The sequence below is a fragment of the Streptomyces sp. 2114.4 genome, assembly GCF_900187385.1.
GTDB lineage: Bacteria > Actinomycetota > Actinomycetes > Streptomycetales > Streptomycetaceae > Streptomyces > Streptomyces mooreae.
Map to the genome: position 1 here is coordinate 3740884 of NZ_FYEY01000001.1, position 17738 is coordinate 3758621.

17 protein-coding genes are annotated in these 17738 nt (G+C 70.5%); 4 read left to right on the forward strand and 13 right to left on the reverse strand.

Translation table 11 applies throughout. The features are described 5' to 3' along the window. Window positions 1–198: 198 nt before the first annotated feature. The 7 genes from fbaA to CFW40_RS37095 form a co-directional block, all read right to left on the reverse strand. On the reverse strand, window positions 199–1221 hold the full coding sequence (fbaA, locus tag CFW40_RS16335; RefSeq protein WP_088798585.1) for a class II fructose-bisphosphate aldolase: 1023 nt from the start codon (window positions 1219–1221) through the stop codon (window positions 199–201). A 218-nt stretch (window positions 1222–1439) separates the two neighbouring features. Beyond that, the gene (pyrE, locus tag CFW40_RS16340; RefSeq protein WP_088798586.1) at window positions 1440–1982 is read right to left on the reverse strand and encodes an orotate phosphoribosyltransferase; all 543 of its coding nucleotides are present in this window, start codon (window positions 1980–1982) and stop codon (window positions 1440–1442) included. Window positions 1983–2104: 122 nt separating this feature from the next. Beyond that, entirely contained in the window at window positions 2105–2968 is an 864-nt protein-coding gene (locus CFW40_RS16345) for an aldose epimerase (protein WP_088798587.1), read from the reverse strand. Window positions 2969–3076: 108 nt separating this feature from the next. Further along, entirely contained in the window at window positions 3077–4072 is a 996-nt protein-coding gene (locus tag CFW40_RS16350) for a carbon monoxide dehydrogenase subunit G (protein WP_088798588.1), read from the reverse strand. 161 nt (window positions 4073–4233) lie between these two features. After that, on the reverse strand, window positions 4234–5958 hold the full coding sequence (locus CFW40_RS16355) for a polyamine aminopropyltransferase (protein ID WP_088798589.1): 1725 nt from the start codon (window positions 5956–5958) through the stop codon (window positions 4234–4236). A 264-nt stretch (window positions 5959–6222) separates the two neighbouring features. After that, entirely contained in the window at window positions 6223–6744 is a 522-nt protein-coding gene (locus tag CFW40_RS16360; protein WP_088798590.1) for a DUF2617 family protein, read from the reverse strand. A 444-nt stretch (window positions 6745–7188) separates the two neighbouring features. Next, a complete protein-coding gene (locus tag CFW40_RS37095) occupies window positions 7189–7479 on the reverse strand; it encodes a hypothetical protein (protein WP_176956491.1) in 291 nt (96 codons plus the stop codon). Window positions 7480–7676: 197 nt separating this feature from the next. Here CFW40_RS37095 and CFW40_RS16370 point away from each other — a divergent pair, with 197 nt between their 5' ends. Then, window positions 7677–8855 carry a pyridoxal phosphate-dependent aminotransferase gene (locus CFW40_RS16370; protein ID WP_088798592.1) on the forward strand — a complete coding sequence of 393 codons (1179 nt, stop codon included), beginning with the start codon at window positions 7677–7679 and terminating at the stop codon, window positions 8853–8855. A gap of 197 nt (window positions 8856–9052) precedes the next feature. On the opposite strand, the gene CFW40_RS16375 is transcribed toward CFW40_RS16370, so the two are convergent. From CFW40_RS16375 to clpB, 6 genes are all read right to left on the reverse strand, one after another. Then, entirely contained in the window at window positions 9053–9778 is a 726-nt protein-coding gene (locus tag CFW40_RS16375) for a hypothetical protein (protein WP_088798593.1), read from the reverse strand. Window positions 9779–9883: 105 nt separating this feature from the next. Then, the gene (locus CFW40_RS16380; RefSeq protein ID WP_143034563.1) at window positions 9884–10267 is read right to left on the reverse strand and encodes a hypothetical protein; all 384 of its coding nucleotides are present in this window, start codon (window positions 10265–10267) and stop codon (window positions 9884–9886) included. Window positions 10268–10295: 28 nt separating this feature from the next. Further along, window positions 10296–11363: a hypothetical protein gene (locus CFW40_RS16385; protein WP_093813905.1), complete on the reverse strand. Its 1068-nt coding sequence runs from the start codon at window positions 11361–11363 to the stop codon at window positions 10296–10298. Next, window positions 11360–11956: a WXG100 family type VII secretion target gene (locus CFW40_RS16390; protein ID WP_088798596.1), complete on the reverse strand. Its 597-nt coding sequence runs from the start codon at window positions 11954–11956 to the stop codon at window positions 11360–11362. The genes CFW40_RS16385 and CFW40_RS16390 overlap by 4 nt, the downstream gene beginning before the upstream one ends. Window positions 11957–12190: 234 nt before the next feature. Further along, a complete protein-coding gene (locus CFW40_RS16395) occupies window positions 12191–12727 on the reverse strand; it encodes a YbjN domain-containing protein (RefSeq protein ID WP_088798597.1) in 537 nt (178 codons plus the stop codon). A gap of 167 nt (window positions 12728–12894) precedes the next feature. Next, complete coding sequence (gene clpB, locus CFW40_RS16400) at window positions 12895–15525, reverse strand: ATP-dependent chaperone ClpB (protein ID WP_088798598.1); 2631 nt, start codon at window positions 15523–15525, stop codon at window positions 12895–12897. Window positions 15526–15793: 268 nt separating this feature from the next. On the opposite strand from clpB, the gene CFW40_RS16405 reads away from it, so the two are divergent. The 3 genes from CFW40_RS16405 to CFW40_RS16420 all read left to right on the forward strand — a co-directional run bounded on the left by CFW40_RS16405 (window position 15794) and on the right by CFW40_RS16420 (window position 17640). Further along, on the forward strand, window positions 15794–16375 hold the full coding sequence (locus CFW40_RS16405) for a Uma2 family endonuclease (RefSeq protein ID WP_088798599.1): 582 nt from the start codon (window positions 15794–15796) through the stop codon (window positions 16373–16375). Between the two features lie 29 nt (window positions 16376–16404). Beyond that, entirely contained in the window at window positions 16405–16809 is a 405-nt protein-coding gene (locus tag CFW40_RS16410) for a pyridoxamine 5'-phosphate oxidase family protein (protein WP_088798600.1), read from the forward strand. A 426-nt stretch (window positions 16810–17235) separates the two neighbouring features. Continuing rightward, a complete protein-coding gene (locus tag CFW40_RS16420; RefSeq protein WP_088798602.1) occupies window positions 17236–17640 on the forward strand; it encodes a hypothetical protein in 405 nt (134 codons plus the stop codon). The last annotated feature ends 98 nt before the right edge of the window (window positions 17641–17738 follow it).

Below are 17738 nucleotides of genomic sequence, written 5' to 3' on the forward strand. Positions count from 1 at the left end.
TATCCGCGCCCGCTCGCCCGCCCTGAGCACACGGCAGGCACCGGGTCCGGGCACAGGCAGGCACCGAGTCGGGCGCACGGCGGGCACCGGGTTGGGCGCACGGCGGCCACCACCGGGTCCGGGCACGCCGAAGGCTCCGCATCACGGCGGATGCGGAGCCTCGGTGCGCAGCGGGACCGGCCGTGCGGCCGGCCGCGCTTACTTGATCTTGGTGCCGGTGGAGCGCAGGTTCTCGCAGGCCTGGGTGACGCGCTGGGCCATCCCTGCCTCGGCCAGCTTGCCCCAGCTGCGCGGGTCGTAGGCCTTCTTGTTGCCGACCTCGCCGTCGACCTTCAGCACGCCGTCGTAGTTACGGAACATGTGGTCCGCGACCGGGCGGGAGAAGGCGTACTGGGTGTCGGTGTCCAGGTTCATCTTGACCACGCCGTTCTCCAGCGCGGTGGCGATCTCCTCCGGGGTGGAGCCGGAGCCGCCGTGGAAGACGAAGTCGAACGGGGCGGCCTTGCCGTACTTGGCGCCCACGCCCTCCTGCAGGTCCTTCAGCAGCTCGGGGCGGAGCACGACGTTGCCCGGCTTGTAGACGCCGTGGACATTGCCGAAGGAGGCGGCGAGCAGGTAGCGGCCCTTGTCGCCCAGGCCCAGCGCCTCGGCGGTGCGCAGCGCGTCGTCGACCGTGGTGTAGAGCTCGTCGTTGATCTCGTGGGTGACGCCGTCCTCCTCGCCACCGGTCGGGGTGATCTCGACCTCAAGGATGATCTTGGCGGCGGCGGCCTTGGCGAGCAGTTCCTGGCCGATGGCCAGGTTGTCGGCCAGGTTCTCGGCCGAGCCGTCCCACATGTGGGACTGGAACAGCGGGTTCTGGCCCTTGGCCACGCGCTCCGCGGAGATGTCCAGCAGCGGGCGGACATAGCCGTCGAGCTTGTCCTTGGGGCAGTGGTCGGTGTGCAGCGCGACGGTGACGTCGTACTTCTCGGCCACGACGTGCGCGAACTCGGCGAGCGCGACCGCGCCGGTCACCATGTCCTTGTTGTACTGGCCGCCCAGGAACTCCGCACCACCGGTGGAGATCTGGATGATGCCGTCGCTCTGCGCCTCGGCGAACCCACGCAGCGCGGCGTGCAGCGTCTGCGTCGAGGTGACGTTGATGGCCGGGTAGGCGAACTTTCCTGCCTTCGCCCGGTCAAGCATCTCGTTGTAGACCTCGGGGGTTGCGATGGGCATCTGTCCGCTCCTTCAGGTGTGCGGGTGTGCTTTCTTGGCCCTGACCAGGGGGCGAGGACTTCGCCGAGCACATCTTCCCAGACTCGGCGGATTGCTCCACATCCCGCGCCCGGCCGTCCCGCAGTGTGGGCGGCCGGTTTCACGTGAAACCAGCCGCCCCTCGGTAAAGCCGCAGTTCAGCGCGGTTCTGCCGGATTTCCCGCGGTCCTCGGACCCGGTCAGCTCAGGCCGAGGTCGCCGAGCTGGTAGCCGGTGATATAGGGGACTCCGGCCTCCGCGATCGCGGACGCGGCGCCCCGGTCGACGATCGTTGCCACCGCAACGACCTCGGCGCCCGCCTCACGCGCCGCCTCGACGGCGGTCAGCGGGGAGCCGCCGGTGGTGGAGGTGTCCTCGACGACCAGCACCCGGCGGCCCTTGAGGTCCGGACCCTCGATACGGCGCTGCATACCGTGCGCCTTCTGCGCCTTGCGGACCACGAACGCGTCCAGCCGGCCGCCGCGCGCGGCGGAGGCGTGCAGCATCGAGGTCGCGACCGGGTCGGCACCGAGCGTCAGCCCGCCGACCGCGTCGTAGTCGAGGTCGGCGGTGATCTCCAGCATCAGCTGTCCGACCAGCGGCGCGGCCTCGCCGTCCAGGGTGATCCGGCGCAGGTCGATGTAGTAGTCGGCCTCCTTGCCGGAGGAAAGCGTCACCTTGCCGTGCACCACGGCCTTGTCCTTGATCTGCTGCAGCAGCTCGCCGCGCACGTCGTCACTCATGCGCACGAGCTTACGGGCTGCCCCGCCACCCCTGGCAGGCGCACAGGGCCCCGCGGCAGGCGCCCGCACCGCCGCGGCAGGCGCACGACGAGGGTCCTCAGACGGTCGTTCCGGGCCGGCCCTCAGGCGGTGCCCGGCGACAGGCTCCGCCAGCTCCAGGTCGTGGAGATCTCCAGCGGGTCGATGGGCGTGACCAGGCGCGGCAGGGTGTTGAGGCCGTTCGGCGGGCCGGACTGCGGCTCGACGCAGACCGCGGCCTCCTGCTCGTCGTAGACCACGACCCACTCGCCACGGCTGCTGACCGTCAGCTCCAGCCGGTCCGGCCAGGTGAGGGTGGCCTCGACCCCTTGCGGCATCCCGAAGCAGTCGTCCCAGGGCCCCGGCTGCGGCGGAATCCGCCGGCCGGTCGGGAGGTGGTCCGCGCCCCGCTCCTCCTGCCATTCGGCCGTGAAGTCGAGCCGTGCGTCCGCGCCGCCCTCGCCGAGGTTCCGCAGGAACCAGGGGTGCCATCCGGCCTGCGCGGGGAAGGAGTCGCCGGTCGCCTCGACGCACAGGGTGAGGGTGAGCGAGCCACCGTCCGCGGCCAGCTCGACGACCTGGGTCACCCGCCCCGGATACGGCCAGGGCGCCGCCGGATCGGCCAGGTCGTAGGTGAAGACCGCCTCCGTGGCGCTCGAACGCGCGGTCCGCCAGCGGACGTTGCGGCCGGTGCCGTGGATGGCGTGCGGCGCGGCGTTGAGGGGCATCTGGTGCAGCTCGCCCCCGTTGCGGAACCGGCCGTGCGCGATCCGGCCGCACCATGGAACCATCGGGAAACAGCCGTACCTGTCGCCCTGCCGCAGCAGCTCCGTACCGCCCACCCGCAGGCCGGCGATCCGGCAGCCGTGGTCCGGACGAACGGTCACTTCGGTCTCTCCGGCGGCCAGCCGTACGCCTGGTGACGCCTGGTCCGGCGCCGCGTTCCGCGTGGTGTTGTCGGTACTCACGGGACCGACCCTAACGGTGCGTCGGCCCCCGGCGCGGGACGCCGGGACGGGGCGCGGGGACGACGCGGAACGCCGGGACGGCGCGCGGCCGGCCGGTGAACGACGGGGTCAGCGCCGCCGGCGCAGCACCCGGCCGACGACCACGGCGGACGCCAGCACCACGGCGGCGGCGGGCGCCGCCCAGCGCAGGGCCACCGAGGGGCCGTGCGGTTCGGGCGCGGGCACCGGTGCGTACCGCCCGCGCGGCGGGGCGTGGTCGACTTCCTCCGCGCTGCGCCCGATCATCGTCCGGCGGGCGTGCGCGGCCTCGGCGGGGGCGAGGCCGTCCGGATCGTGACCGTAGGCGTGCTCGGGGTGCCCGTCGGGCGCCGCGCGGAAAACGTCCTCGGCGTCCCCCGCATCGAGATCCCCGACGTCCCCGGCCGCCTCACCGAGGCCCGCCGCCTCCCCGGCGCCTTCCTCACCGTCCGGGCCCTCGTCACTGCCCGGCTCCAGGGACGACGGCGGCACCTCCGTGCCGAAGACCCCCGGCCCGGCCGCATCGGCGGTGCCCCCGGCCGAAGGGCCGTCGCCGGTCCGCCCCGTCACCGGACGCTGCCGCAGATCGGCCGCCAGGTTCTCCGCGAAGCGGTCCAGCAGCCTGCGGCCGGCGGTCCGGGCCGCCTGGTCGGTGGCCTCGGCGAGCCGGCCGTCGCCATGGACCGTGCCCGAACAGGCCAGCGTCGTCCCGGGACCCGGTTCGGTGGCCGGCGAGAGCCGTACGGTCAGGGTCAGCGCGACCGACCCGTCGCCCCGTGTCTCGGTGCCCTTCGCCTCGACGGTGACCACGGCGGCCGCATCGCCCGCGGCATCGCCGCCCGTGCCGCGGTCGCCCGGACCGCCGTCGCCGGACCCGTCGTCCTCGGCGGCGGCACTGACCGTCAGCGTGCCGCGATAAGTGATGGTGGAGCTTCCGATACGCAGCCGCAGCCTGCCCACCGGGGTCCGGGGGGCGGCATCGGCGTCGAGCTGGACTCCCGGGACACAGCGCGCCACCCGCTCCGGCTCGGTGAGCGCCTGCCGCACGGTCCCGACGGGAAACGGAACGTACACCTCATGCTCCATGACATGGGAGCCTACCCAGCACCCCCGCACCCCGTGCCGCCCGGACAGAACTTTCTGCGCGGCGCCCCGGCTCCCGCGCCGCCCCCGTATCCGCGGCACCCTCCCCGTTCCCTCACGGGACCCTCACCAGCCCCTCCCCTGCTCGCACCTCCCCCGCCCGCTCAGTCGAGATACCGCGGATGCATCAGCGTCGACGCCGGCAGCCCGGACAGCCGGTCGTGGGCCTCGCCGCGCCGCCCGGCCTGCAGCTCCGCGCAGGTGAGCCCGGCCGGCAGCGGCGCATCGGGCGCCAGACCGAGCCGGGGCCGGTGCCGCGCGGCCAGCACGAAGCCCCAGTACCGGTCCGGGCCGGCCGACGGCGCGGCGGCGGGCACCTCCGCGTCCACCGACGCCACGGGGGAGGCCGCGCGGTCCGGGCCGCCGTAGAACGACGCGGGCCGGCCGGCCAGGCGGTACGGCACGGTCGCCAGGCCCACCGACCGGACCGTCGACTCCACCGTCCAGTACAGGCGCGCGCGCTCGACCGGCGGTCCGGCGTGCACCACCAGCCGCCCGTCGGGTGCCAGCAGCCGCGTCGCGAGACCGTAGAACTCCTGTGAGTAGAGCTTGGTGCTCGCCGCGATCCCCGGGTCGGGGAGGTCGGAGACGATGACGTCGAACGGCGCCTGCCGCCGGCCGCGCCCGCGCAGGCCCTGCTGCCGCAGCCACTCGAAGGCATCGGCGGTCACCACCCGCACCCGCGGATCGCTGAGCGAGTGATGGTTGAGGCGGGAGAGGCCGGGGTCGCGGCGCGCGAGCCGCAGCACACCGGGATCGAGTTCGACGACGGTGACCGAGCGCACCTGGCGGTGGCGAAGGATCTCGCGTACCGCGAGGCCGTCGCCGCCGCCGAGGACCAGCACCCGGCGGTGCGGGCCGGCCGCCATCGCCGGATGCACCAGCGCTTCGTGGTAGCGGTATTCGGTCTCCGCGCTGACCCGGAGCCGGCCGTCCAGATAGAGCGCCAGCGGCCCGCCTAAACCTTTCCTCCCCCGCCCCGCACCGGCTCCGTCCCCCGTACCGCCGGTCATCACCACTTCCTGGATGCCGGTCTGCACCGCGACCCGCGCCGAGGAGCCGTACACCGCCTGCCGGGCGGCCCGCTCGAACGGCGCGGCCAGCAGCACGCCCGCGGCCAGCAGCGCGAGGACCAGGGCATTGGCGGCGAGCAGGGTCCAGCGGGCGCGGGCGCTCAGATCGTCGCGGAAGAGCCACAGCACCAGCACGCCGCCGGCCACCGCGTTGACGCCGCCGGTGAGCAGGGCGCCGGTCAACTGGCCGAAGAGCGGCAGCAGCAGGAAGGGAAAGGCCAGGCCCCCGACGAGCGCACCGACGTAGTCCGCGGCGAAGAGGTCGGCGACCGCGCCGCCCGCGTCCTGCCGGCGCACCCGCTGGATCAGCGTCATCAGCAGCGGCACCTCGGCGCCGATCAGGATGCCGATGGCCAGGGAGAAGCTGACGAGCGCGGAGCGGGACTGGCCGAACCAGGCGAAGCAGGCGTAGAGCGCCATGGCGGAACTGCCGCCGACCAGCGCCAGGCCGGCCTCGACCGCGCCGAAACCGACCGCCGCCCGGCAGCGCAGCCGCTTGGCGAGCAGTGCGCCGACGCCCATCGCGAAGACCATGACGGACAGCACGATCGACGCCTGGGTGACGGAGTCGCCGACCAGGTACGTGGCCAGCGCGACCAGTTCGAGTTCGTAGACCAGGCCGCAGGCGGCGCAGACGAAGACGACGGCGAGGACGAGCAGCCGGCCGGGCCCGGCCGGCACGGGCAGTCGCGCCGGCGTCATGGCCTCCAGCGGCCCGGGGACGCCGGTGAGAACGGGCTCTGGCGGGTCGATCATAAAGTGAACGCTACGTGACGATTCCGTGCCTCTCCGTCACCCACACGGGTGCAGTCTGCGGGCCACACCCGCCGGGGGGACACCGTCCTCACACGGGGAGCGCGGTGCGCTTCCACACCACACCGGCCGGCCGGCCCGCGCACCCGGCACCGCCCGCGCCCCTCCAGGCACCGACACCCCCGGCGCACAGCTCGTACGCCCCTCGCGCCGCCCACGGCCGCACACCCTTCCGTCGGCCGGACCGGCCCCTTTCGCCCACTCCGGCTAGACCGCCGCGACCGCCGCCCGTACGCCCACCCGGGTACGCGTGGCCACCAAGCGGCCCTCCTGGGGATACGCGTGCCAGGTCCGCCAGCGCACCTGGCCCTGCTGGCACTGCGCCAGCATCGCCGTGAAGGCGTGCGGCGAGCCGGGGAACGTCCCGGCGAGGCCGTGCGGATGCTCGGCCACCAGCGCGAGCAATTCCTGTGCACGCCCGGCGAACGAGCCGCGCGACAGCGTCTCCACATGGGCGGCGAATTCGTACTCCCAGTCCCCGAGCCGCTTCGCCACCCCCAGCGGAAGCGGCGTGCTGCTGCCCGGCATACAGGCGACCGTTTCGGAACAGGTGCCGCGCTCCTCCTCGAGAAGCACCTGGTGAGAAGCGCCGAGCAGCCTCAACTGCAGCTGTGCGCCGTGAAGTTCGAGATCGAGTACGGCGAGGGCCGGCAGGGGTTCCCTGCCCAGCGCCCAGGCCAGGTCGGAGGCACGGGTATCGGTGTACGCCGTCTGCAAAGTGGTGAGCATGGGTCGGCTCCGCAAGCACGCAGTGGAATGGTGGGCCGGCCCGCCCGTTGAAGGCAGGGAATATCCGCATGCCTGCCGGCTCGTGCCCACGTGGGAACGGAGAACGTGGGGGATTCTCCAGGGAGAGGGAATCATGAAAGCCCTGTCGCCCACAGCGCTTTTACCCATCTTCTCCGGGTTTCCATCCGCCCGGGGGCCCTGCAGTTCACCTGTTCAACAACCAAGCGCCCAGCGGGTGTTGATGCCTTCATCAGAACCCGCCAGGCGCATATGCGGCAAGCAACAGCCCTTCCGCACAAGTGGAGTTGGAGAAAACGGGCATCCGGCGCAGAAGCAGCCGGATGTCGGCTCAGGGGCAACCGACGGCCGACTCAGGAGCCGCCGTCGGCCCAGGAACCCACCTCGGCGCAGGACCCCGCCTCGGCCCAGGAGCCCGCCATCGACTCAGGAGCCGCCGCCACCGCAGCCGCCACCGCCACCGCCGCCGCCACAGCCGCCACCACCGCAGGAGGAGCCACCGCCACAGCCCCCGCCACCGTGATGCCCGCCACCGCCGTGGTGGTGCCCACCACCCAGGCTCGACCCCCCGTCACCGCCGGCCCACCAGCTGCCGCCGCCCGCCGCGGACGAACCACCCCGGCCCCGTCCGCCCCATGATCCGGTCACGTTCCGCGAGACCAGGGCCAGCAGGCCGACCACCACCACGCAGACCACCAGGAAATACACGATCCCCATCTGCCTCACCTTCCTTTCGTTCCCCCGAAGCGAGGCACCCGCTCCGTCCGGCGCCCGGTGCGCCGCTCCGGCGCCGTCCCGCGCCGGGGCCGTCCTCGTCGACGGCCGTCGCTGCCTTCCGTACGGGCTGCTGCCCGGCCCCCGCGATCTCAAAGCACTGTTGAGGAATTCCAGAGGTTCGACGGAGGATGGCGCCCATGGACCGACCGCTGCTGAACCGCCGCCTCGCCGAATTCGGCACCACGATCTTTGCCGAAATGTCGGCACTCGCCGTACGGACCGGCTCCATCAACCTCGGCCAGGGCTTCCCCGATGCCGACGGCCCGGAAGAAGTCAGGGAGGCGGCGGTGCGTGCCCTGCGCGACGGCCGCGGCAACCAGTACCCGCCCGGCCCCGGCATCCCCGAGCTGCGCGCCGCCGTCGCCGCCCACCAACAGCGCTTCTACGGACACCTCGGCCTCTCCTGCGACCCCGACACCGAGGTCCTGGTCACCGCCGGCGCCACCGAAGCCATCGCCGCCTCGCTGCTGGCGCTGCTGGAGCCGGGCGACGAGGTCATCGCGCTGGAGCCGTACTACGACTCGTACGCGGCCGGCATCGCGCTGGCCGGCGGCCGTCGCGTCCCGGTCACCCTGCGCGCCGACCCCGCGTCCGGCTCCTACCGCCTCGACCTGGACGAACTGCGCGACGCCGTCACCGACCACACCCGCCTGATCCTCCTCAACACCCCGCACAACCCCACCGGCACCGTGCTCTCCCGCGAGGAGCTTGCCGAGATCGCCCGCCTCGCCTGCGAGCGCGACCTCCTCGTCATCACCGACGAGGTCTACGAACACCTCGTGTTCGAGGGCGAGCACCTTCCCCTCGCGTCGTTCCCCGGGATGCGCGAACGCACCGTCACCATCGGCTCGGCCGGCAAGACCTTCTCCTTCACCGGCTGGAAGGTCGGCTGGGTCACCGCACCCCCGGAGCTGGTCAGCGCCGTCCGCTCGGCCAAGCAGTTCCTCACCTATGTCTCCGCCGGGCCCTTCCAGTACGCCGTCGCCGAGGCGCTGGCCCTCCCCGACAGCTACTTCACCGCCCTGCGTGACGATCTGCGCGCCAAGCGCGACATCCTGGCCACCGGCCTCACGGAGGCGGGCTTCACGGTCTTCCGCCCCTCCGGCACCTACTTCATCACCACCGACATCCGCCCCCTCGGCCACGACGACGGCTTCGCCTTCTGCCGCGCCCTCCCCGAACGCGCCGGCGTCGTCGCCATCCCCAACGCCGTCTTCTACGACCACAAGGACCAGGGCGCCCCGTACGTCCGCTTCGCCTTCTGCAAGCAGGAGTCGGTCCTACGGGACGCGGCGGACCGTCTCCAGAAGCTCTGAAGCGAGGTGCCGCCGGTCGCTCTCAGGTTCCGTGGGTCCCGCCGTCACGTCCGGCACTTCTCGGGCGAGGGCCCCTCCGGGCCGGGGCAACCGGCGGCCCGTCCCGGTCACCACGGAAAGAGTCGTTGCGCTCTGCGGCATCCCCGCCCCCTGATACTGCACCGTTCCCCTCCGCATCCCGGACCGTGCTCCGTGCGTCACTGAGGAGCGACCGGCATGGCCTCGAAGTCGTCGAAGAGGTAGGCATAGACCTGCGCGAGATAGGCCCGCAGCTCCCGCTGGTCGGGGAATTGCACATAGGTCAGGTCGAACCACTGGCTCACCGTCAGCGGCTCGTTCGTCACCACATGCATGAGCCCCGCGCGAATCGTGTCCTGGTAATCGGGCCAGGCCAGATCGAACGTCTCCCGAAGCATGCCGAGATCATCGACCGCCTCGACCCCGAGAATTCCGGCGCAGAAATGCACGAAACGACGGTCGATCCCGGGTACGTCCAGCCCCAGGTCGGCCAGCGGTACGGAGACCGGGTCGATTTCCCGGTAGCCGCCCGGGTACGGGTAGAGCGTGGTGTTCCAGAGATCTGCCCCGGTCGTCGGCCCGTCGTCGCCCGCTGCGTCCCCCACCGGCTCGGCCGGGCGGTACACGCCGTACAGCAGGCCGCGCGTGGAGAAATCCGCGTAGACGTAATTGACTTCACCGTCGGAGTTGTAGGGCCGCCGCGGATCGATCGTGATCGCGGTGGCCTTCCCCAGGCAGCCCTCCCCCTCTCCGTAAACGGCCTCGAAGGGCAGAATCGGCGAGAGGTCGTGCTGGTTCAGGGCGGCCTCACGCAGGGCGTTGTCCGCCTCTACCATCGCCTCCTCGGAGTCGAAGCGGGTGGCCCACGGGCCGGTGCGGGGGGGCAGCTCGTCTCGGGTGGGCATGCGGGGCTCCGTACTGCGCGGTCGACGTGGTCCAGGCCGATGGCCGGGGGAGTGGCCAAGGAAGTAATGCGAGTTGATCGTACAGACAGTGACCTTCTCGAACATTCACCTCCATTCTGTCCAGAATTGATCCTGGTTGCCCGGTGGGGGGCGATCCGGATCGGGAGCCGACGGCGGCTCCGCCCTATCGCCGTAGAAGTAGTGGTAAACATCGAGAAGAAACCCGTAGAGCTCCCCCTCGGAAAAGAACTGGAATCCGGTGAGGCCCAGCCAGTCCTTCGTTGAGGCGGGCTGCTGCTCCAGCAGATATTCCAAGCTCACCTGGAGGCGGTGTGCGAATTCGCTGCCGTCGGACGCATACGGCTTGAATTCGCCGATCTCGTGGATCGTATCGCCCCGGAAGCAGGACTCGTAGAACCTCCTGAGCCTTTCGTCCTCTCCCCATCCGGGCACCTGCCGAAAACTCCAGCGAAGCGGAGGAATATTCACTTCACACCACCTCTCCAGACTCCACGAATCACAGCGACCCTTGGTGACGGCTGAAATTTTCCTTCATGGCCGGCTGCGGGAACATCGTATGGAGGTTGAACCCACCCTTGCCGTCCGGCTTGTAGACTGCAACGATCCCGGTATCCTTGAAGTCCACATCCCGGTAGTTGACCTTGCCGTTCGACATCGGATTATCAGGGTCGATATAGAAGCCGCGAAACTTGCCGTGGTGACTTCCGGGGCCCCACGCGTCACCCGGTGAGAACTTGACCTCGTACGGCGGACTGTCCGGAATTCGCTCGCGCGCATATCGTTCGGCATGCATGAATGACTCGTTGTCCTTGAATGCCGTTGAATACCTGTCGCACGTATGGTTCAGCGGGTTGCCGTCTGCGCCCCGCTTTTCCTTGTCATGGTAGAGCTGTGGTGGACCGAGGCGTTGTCGGGCGTCGGGCCCGTGCAACGGGTCGATCTTCTCGTTCGACCGGATGAACCCATACTCGTCCCTTGCCCACCGCGTGACGCGTTTCGGGGGTTGCTTCACCGGGAAGCCGCGGTCGTTGTAGACCGGCGGCTGTGCAACGTTCACCGTTTCCTCGATCGGGCGGCCGAGCCGATCCTTGAGCTGCTGGTCCGACACCTTGAGGTGCCGGCCCACGCCGTGTCCCTGGAGTTCCAGCTCGTCGACCCGCTCGTCCACCCGCCGGCGGTACAGCTCACGCAGCGACTTCTTGTCCGGCATGGACTGGCCGGGCTTGAGGTCAATGCCCTCTTCTTTGAGGGACTTGTGGTGCTTCTTGAAACTTTCCTCGACTGCCTTCTCGGCGTCGGCGATGTTCTTCCTGGTGATGTCGAGGCCCTGCCCGAGTGAGCGGTGCCCCTTGGCCATCGACTTCGACATATCGCCGATCATCGAATCGATGATCGGACGGACTGCATCCTGGATGATTTTGCCGAACTTGCCCCGCCCGAGCACCTTTCCGCGGGTCCGCGAATCCAGGTTCCGCGAGTGACTTTCCACCCGTACAGCGTGCTCGAGCTGCCGCCTGGACGCCCGGTCCAACGCATTGGTGTCGGCCCTGAAACCTTTGCTCATGCGGCACCCCCCGCAGCACCCACGGCAGCGTCAACGCCCTTGAAGACAAGGCCGGACACGGCCTTTTCGATCTCGGCCTGGAAGGGCTCGATCGCCATGGAGACCAATTCGGCGATGAGGACGTCCTCGATCTGCTGGATGATCTCCCTGACGATGCGTTTCCCGACCTCGATGGCTGCCGCCTCGGCCGCTGCGGCGATGCCCAGTGTCGCCACCGTCGCGGCAGCCGCAGCCGCCATCTCGACAGCGGTGATGACGAGTTGGGCGATGACCACCCCCTTGGCCGCCACCACGCCGGTGGCCGTCACCTCCAACGCCGTGGCCAGTACGTCGCAGCACGTGGTCAGGGTCGTCAGGTGCTCGCCGGATGCCTGGCCCCACCGGCTGAGCAAGGCGTCGTAGGACGCACCCTCATAGGCATCCGCGAGGCCCTTCAGAAGGGAATCCGTGTCGTCGTGCGACTCCTTCAGCCCCTGGCCGAACTCCCGTACATGCCCACCCCAGGCCCGCAGTTCGTCCTCGTCGATGTCGGGCCACTCCAGGCCCATCAACTCCATGATCCAGACGACTTCACCAGGCAGCTCGATGGACACCGCCGGCCTCCCCCCAGGTCCGCGTCCGCTCCCCACACCGTGGGCGGACGAACAATGCACGACGCAGATTTCCACAGGTGGCCGAAAATGTTAAGCCTGGCCGGAACGGCCGCCCTCGCGCTGCCGCCCCCTGCTCCGGAAACCGGCCGCTGCCGGCTCCGCCCCGGCGCAGACGGACGCGGGCCCCGGAGCGTCGCTCCGGGGCCCGCGCAGCCGGGGTGGGTGAGGCGAGGCTCAGGCCTCGTCGTCGCCCGGCTTCTCGTCGGAGTCGCCGTCGATCTCGGCCTCCAGGCCAAGCTGCTCGACGATCCACTTATCGAATTCGATCGAGGCGCGGACCCAGCTGACCGTGCTCGACACAAAGTGTTCGAGCGAGACACCGGTGCCGATCAGCATCGATGCCTCACCGATCAGACGGACCGTGCCGTCGTCATGGGTGTGGGTGTAGGCCTTGGGCCACAGCGTCCGGCGGTTCCAGTCGTCGATCGCCTCCAGCAGCTTCGACTTGTCGTCGATGCCGTGGGCACGGTCGTAGAACGTACGGACGGAGAAGATCTGCTGCTCCTCCTCGCCCCGGAACATGAAGTACGTGCGGAACTGCTCCCACGGAGCGGCGAGGTCACCCTCCTCGTCGACGACGTACTTCAGCTCCATCTGGTCGAGGAGCTGCTTGACCAGGTCCTGGTCAGGCACGACGGGACCCTCAGGCCCCGAGGGCTCGGGTTCGGGCTGGCCCCCGAAATTCGGAATCGAGGACGGGTCGATGCTCACCGTGGAATTCCCTTCGTCTGGTCCCTGCCATCCTCCCCCACATCCGCCCCGTCCTGGCAACCCGGGACGGAGCGGATGCGGGGAAGAGGCCGCTCAGCTGCCGGTCAAGGAAATGATCAGAGACACGACCGGGCGGCGCAGTCGTACCCCCGGATCGCGGTGGGCGGTCAGGCCACGGCCCGCCCGGCAGGCTCCACCGACAGCTGGTCGCCGTCCACGTCCACCCGCACGGTGTCCCCGTCCAGCACCTCGCCCGCCAGGATGGCGCGGGCGAGCGGGTCGCCGATGGCCGTCTGGACCAGCCGGCGCAGCGGCCGGGCGCCGTAGGACAGGTCCGGCGCGGGGGCGTCGCTCACCGGCTCCTGGCCCAGCCAGGCGAGCCAGGTCAGGGCGCGGTCGGTGACGTCCAGGGTCAGACGGCGGTCGCCGAGGCGGCGCTGCAGGTGGTCGAGCTGGATCCGGGCGATCCGCTGGAGCTGGTCGGTGCCGAGCGGGTGGAAGACCACCACGTCGTCGAGCCGGTTGAGGAATTCGGGCCGGAAGGCGACTCGGACCGTCTCCAGCACCTTCTCCTTCTTCTGCTCCTCCTTGAGCAGCGGGTCCATCAGGAAGTTGGAGCCGAGGTTGGAGGTCAGGATGAGGATGGTGTTGCGGAAGTCGACCGTGCGGCCCTGGCCGTCCGTGAGCCGGCCGTCATCGAGCACCTGCAGCAGGATGTCGAAGACGTCGTGGTGTGCCTTCTCGACCTCGTCCAGCAGGACGACGGAGTACGGCCGGCGGCGGACCGCCTCGGTGAGCTGGCCGCCCTCCTCGTAGCCGACGTAGCCGGGCGGCGCGCCGACCAGCCGCGCGACGCTGTGCTTCTCGCCGTACTCCGACATGTCGATCCGGACCATCGCCCGCTCGTCGTCGAAGAGGAAGTCCGCGAGCGCCTTGGCCAGCTCGGTCTTGCCGACACCGGTCGGGCCGAGGAAGAGAAAGGAGCCGGTGGGCCGGTCCGGATCGGCGATGCCGGCGCGGGTGCGGCGCACCGCGTCGGAGACCGACCGTACGGCCTCGGTCTGGCCGATCAGGCGCTTGCCGAGCTCTTCCTCCATGCGCAGGAGCTTCTGGGTCTCGCCCTCCAGCAGCCGGCCGGCCGGGATGCCGGTCCAAGCGCCGACCACATCGGCGATGTCGTCGGGACCGACCTCCTCCTTGACCATGGACTCCTTGGACGCCTCCTGCTCGGCCTCGGCGGCGGCCGCCTCCTCCAGCGCCTGCTCGACGCCCGGGATCTCGCCGTAGAGCAGCTTGGAAGCGGTGTCGAAGTCGCCGTCGCGCTGGGCCCGCTCGGCCTGGCCGCGCAGCTCGTCGAGCTTTTCCTTGAGCGCACCGACCCGGTTGAGGCTTTCCTTCTCCTTCTCCCAGCGGGCGGTCAGGCCTCGCAGCTCCTCCTCCTTGTCGGCGAGGTCCTTGCGCAGCTTCTCCAGCCGCTGGAGGGAGCCGGCGTCGGTCTCGTTGCGCAGCGCCAGCTCCTCCATCTTGAGCCGGTCCACGGCGCGCTGGAGCTCGTCGATCTCCACCGGGGAGGAGTCGATCTCCATACGGAGCCGGGAGGCGGCCTCGTCGACGAGGTCGATGGCCTTGTCGGGCAGGAAGCGGGAGGTGATGTAGCGGTCGGAGAGGGAGGCCGCGGCGACCAGGGCGGAGTCCGCGATCTGCACCTTGTGGTGCGCCTCGTAGCGGCCCTTGAGCCCGCGCAGGATCGCCACGGTGTCCTCGACCGTCGGCTCGGCGACCAGCACCTGCTGGAAGCGCCGCTCCAGCGCCGGGTCCTTCTCGATCCGCTCGCGGTACTCGTCCAGCGTCGTCGCGCCGACCATCCGCAGCTCACCGCGGGCGAGCATCGGCTTGAGCATGTTGCCGGCGTCCATCGAGGAGTCGCCGCCGGCGCCCGCGCCGACGACCGTGTGCAGCTCGTCGATGAAGGTGATGATCTGGCCCTCGCTGGACTTGATCTCCGCCAGGACGGTCTTCAGCCGCTCCTCGAACTCACCGCGGTACTTGGCGCCCGCGACCATCGCCCCCAGGTCGAGCGCGACCAGCCGCTTGTCGCGCAGCGACTCGGGCACATCGCCCTTGACGATCCGCTGCGCCAGGCCCTCGACGACGGCGGTCTTGCCGACGCCCGGCTCACCGATCAGCACGGGGTTGTTCTTCGTCCGGCGGGAGAGCACCTGCACCACGCGCCGGATCTCGTGGTCCCGGCCGATGACCGGGTCGAGCTTGCCCTCGCGAGCGGCCGCCGTGAAGTCCGTACCGAACTTCTCCAGCGCCTTGTACGTGCCCTCCGGGTCGGCGTTGGTCACCCGCTGGCCGCCCCGGCTCGCCTCGAAGGCGGCCAGCAGCTTCTTGGCGCTCGCGCCCTGGTCGGCCAGCAGCTCGCCGGTGCGCCCGCCCTTGGCGGCGAGGCCGATGAGCAGGTGCTCGGTGGAGACGTACGCGTCACCGAGCTCCTTGGCCCGCTGGGTGGCGTCCGCGATGGCGGCGAGCAGATCGCGGTCCGGCTGCGGCGGCGCGACCGTCGAGCCCTGCACGCTCGGCAGCCCGGCGAGCTGCCGCTCGGCGCCGTTGCGCAGCACGGCGGCGTCCGCCTCCACGGCGGACAGCAGGTCCATGATGTTCTCGTTGTCCTGCCCGGCCAGCAGCGCGAGCAGGAGATGCGCGGACGTCATGTCCGCATGCCCGGCGGTGACCGCCCGCTCATTGGCGGCGCTCAGCGCCTCCCGGCTCTTGTTGGTCAGCTCGGCGTCCACGTCCTCGCGATCCTCCTCGACTCGTCCTCAGCAGCGTCTGCGGGCCCGTCAGCCCCTGCGGGTCCGGCTCGGACCCCGTCCGTGCGCCCGTGCGGCACCCACCCTGCTCATGCCAACGTGCAATAAGTTGAGTCTATTCCACTCAAGGTTGTTCCGGGAGTGCCTCCCACCCCACCCTCGCTCACTCGTGCGAGGGAATCCCGCCCAACGCGCCGACCCGGCCCACGTCACCCGGCGACACTGGCCTTCGACCACAAGGAGGTGCAGCATGACGGCTATGGCACACGCGCCTATGCCCACCGACGAAGAAACCCTCCTGGATTACTTCCTCGCCTTGGAGACGCCCCTGGGCTTCCGAGCCGAGCTGATCGAGGGGGAGATCGTTGTGACGCCACCCACGGACGGCACGCATGAGCACTGCTTCAGCGGGGTCGTCTCGCAGATCATGCGAAAGTCCGCGGTAGACATGGATGTCTCCGGCTACAAAGGGCTCACCATGCCGCGCGGCGGCAGGTGTCCCAAGAATCATGTGATCCCGGATGCCACCATCGCCCCCCGTGAGATCCGCCTGTTCCGCGGCGCGGATCCCTGGATGCCGAGCGACGGAGTCGCCATGGTCGTGGAGGTGACATCGAGCAATCCGGAACGCGACCGGAAGGCCAAGCGGCACTGCTACGCCCGCGCCGGCATTCCGCTGTACCTGCTCGTGGACCGCGGCAAGTCCACCCTCACGCTATTCAGCGAGCCTTCCGGGGACGACTACGAAGGGCACAACACCGCCCCCATTGGCAAACCCCTCCCCCTCCCCGCCCCCTTCTCCTTCGACCTGGAAACCATCGACCTCCTCTGAATCCCGGCCCCCGAACTACGCTGGCCCCCATGCCCCATGACCTCAGCGCCCTCAGCCCCGAATACCTCGCCTTCTGGGGCGAGTACCTGATGCCGACGCTCACCACGCTGCGTACGGACGGGACCCCGCATGTCGTCCCGGTAGGCGTCACCTACGACGCCGGGCAGCGGATCGCGCGGATCATCACCCGCAAGGACAGCGCCAAGGTCAAGAACATCGTCGCCGCCGGCGCGGACGGCGCCACCGTTGCCGTGTGCCAGGTCGACAAGGGACGCTGGGCGACCCTGGAGGGCATCGCACGGGTGCGTACGGACGCCGAGTCGGTGGCCGACGCGGTGCGCCGGTACGCCGAGCGCTACGGCCGGACGCCGACGCCCAACCCCGATCGCGTCATGATCGAGATCGCGGTGACCAAGGCGATGGGGCGGGCCTGAGCGCCCTCCCGCCGCCCCGTGCCCCGCTGAGCCCCACGCCCTGCCGAGCCCCCGGCCCTGGCTCAAAACGGACCTTCCCACTCCACCCCCGGCCGTCCACCTGGTACTCAGGAGCGACGGGAACCGAACAGCTCCGTGCAACGACGGACGGCATCGGGCCTGCCCCAGGCAAAAGACGGCAGCTGGAGGCCGCATGGCGTCGGCAGTGCGCATCGTGACGACCGCTCCGCGCCGTCCACCCCCCGCCCGGCCGCACCCGCACGCCGAGCTCTGCCCACGCTGCGGCGGCCAACTGGCCGTCAGCCAGGACGGCTGGAAGATCTGTCACGCCTGCGGTTACGCTTCGCCGCCCGGTACAGCCCCTCCTCCACGGGCCACCCGCGGGGGTATCGTCGCCCCCACAGTCGCCACGCCCCGGAGGGCACGATGAACTCGGTCCGAGTCACGGCGATCGCCTGCCTGATGCCGCTGTCCGAGCTGGACGAGGATCCGTTCCTGGTCGACGACCGCGGCCAGCACGACATGTGCACCCAGTGGGCGGCAGCCCGTGACTACCACCTGACCTGCCGGCTCAGCCTGCACCACCTGCGCGCCGACCACGGCGCGCTGTGGCGCGATGTCGAAGCGGGCCTGGTGGATGTGTTCGTGGCGCCCAACCGCCGGGCATTGGAGAACGCCATCGACAACGCCGCCGAGTTCACCGCACGGTGCGCGGAGGCCGGGGTGCGCCTGGAGACCACCGACCTCGACGAGCCGGTCTACACCCTGGCGATGAAGTCGCAGGTGCACCGCCGGCTGTCGATGCCGACGGCCGGGTACAACGGCTGCTGAGCGGGCGCGGCCGTACGCCGACGGACACCGGCGGCACGGCACGACGCCGCACCCCGCGCACCACACGCGGCACGGCACGATGCCGCACCCCGCACCCC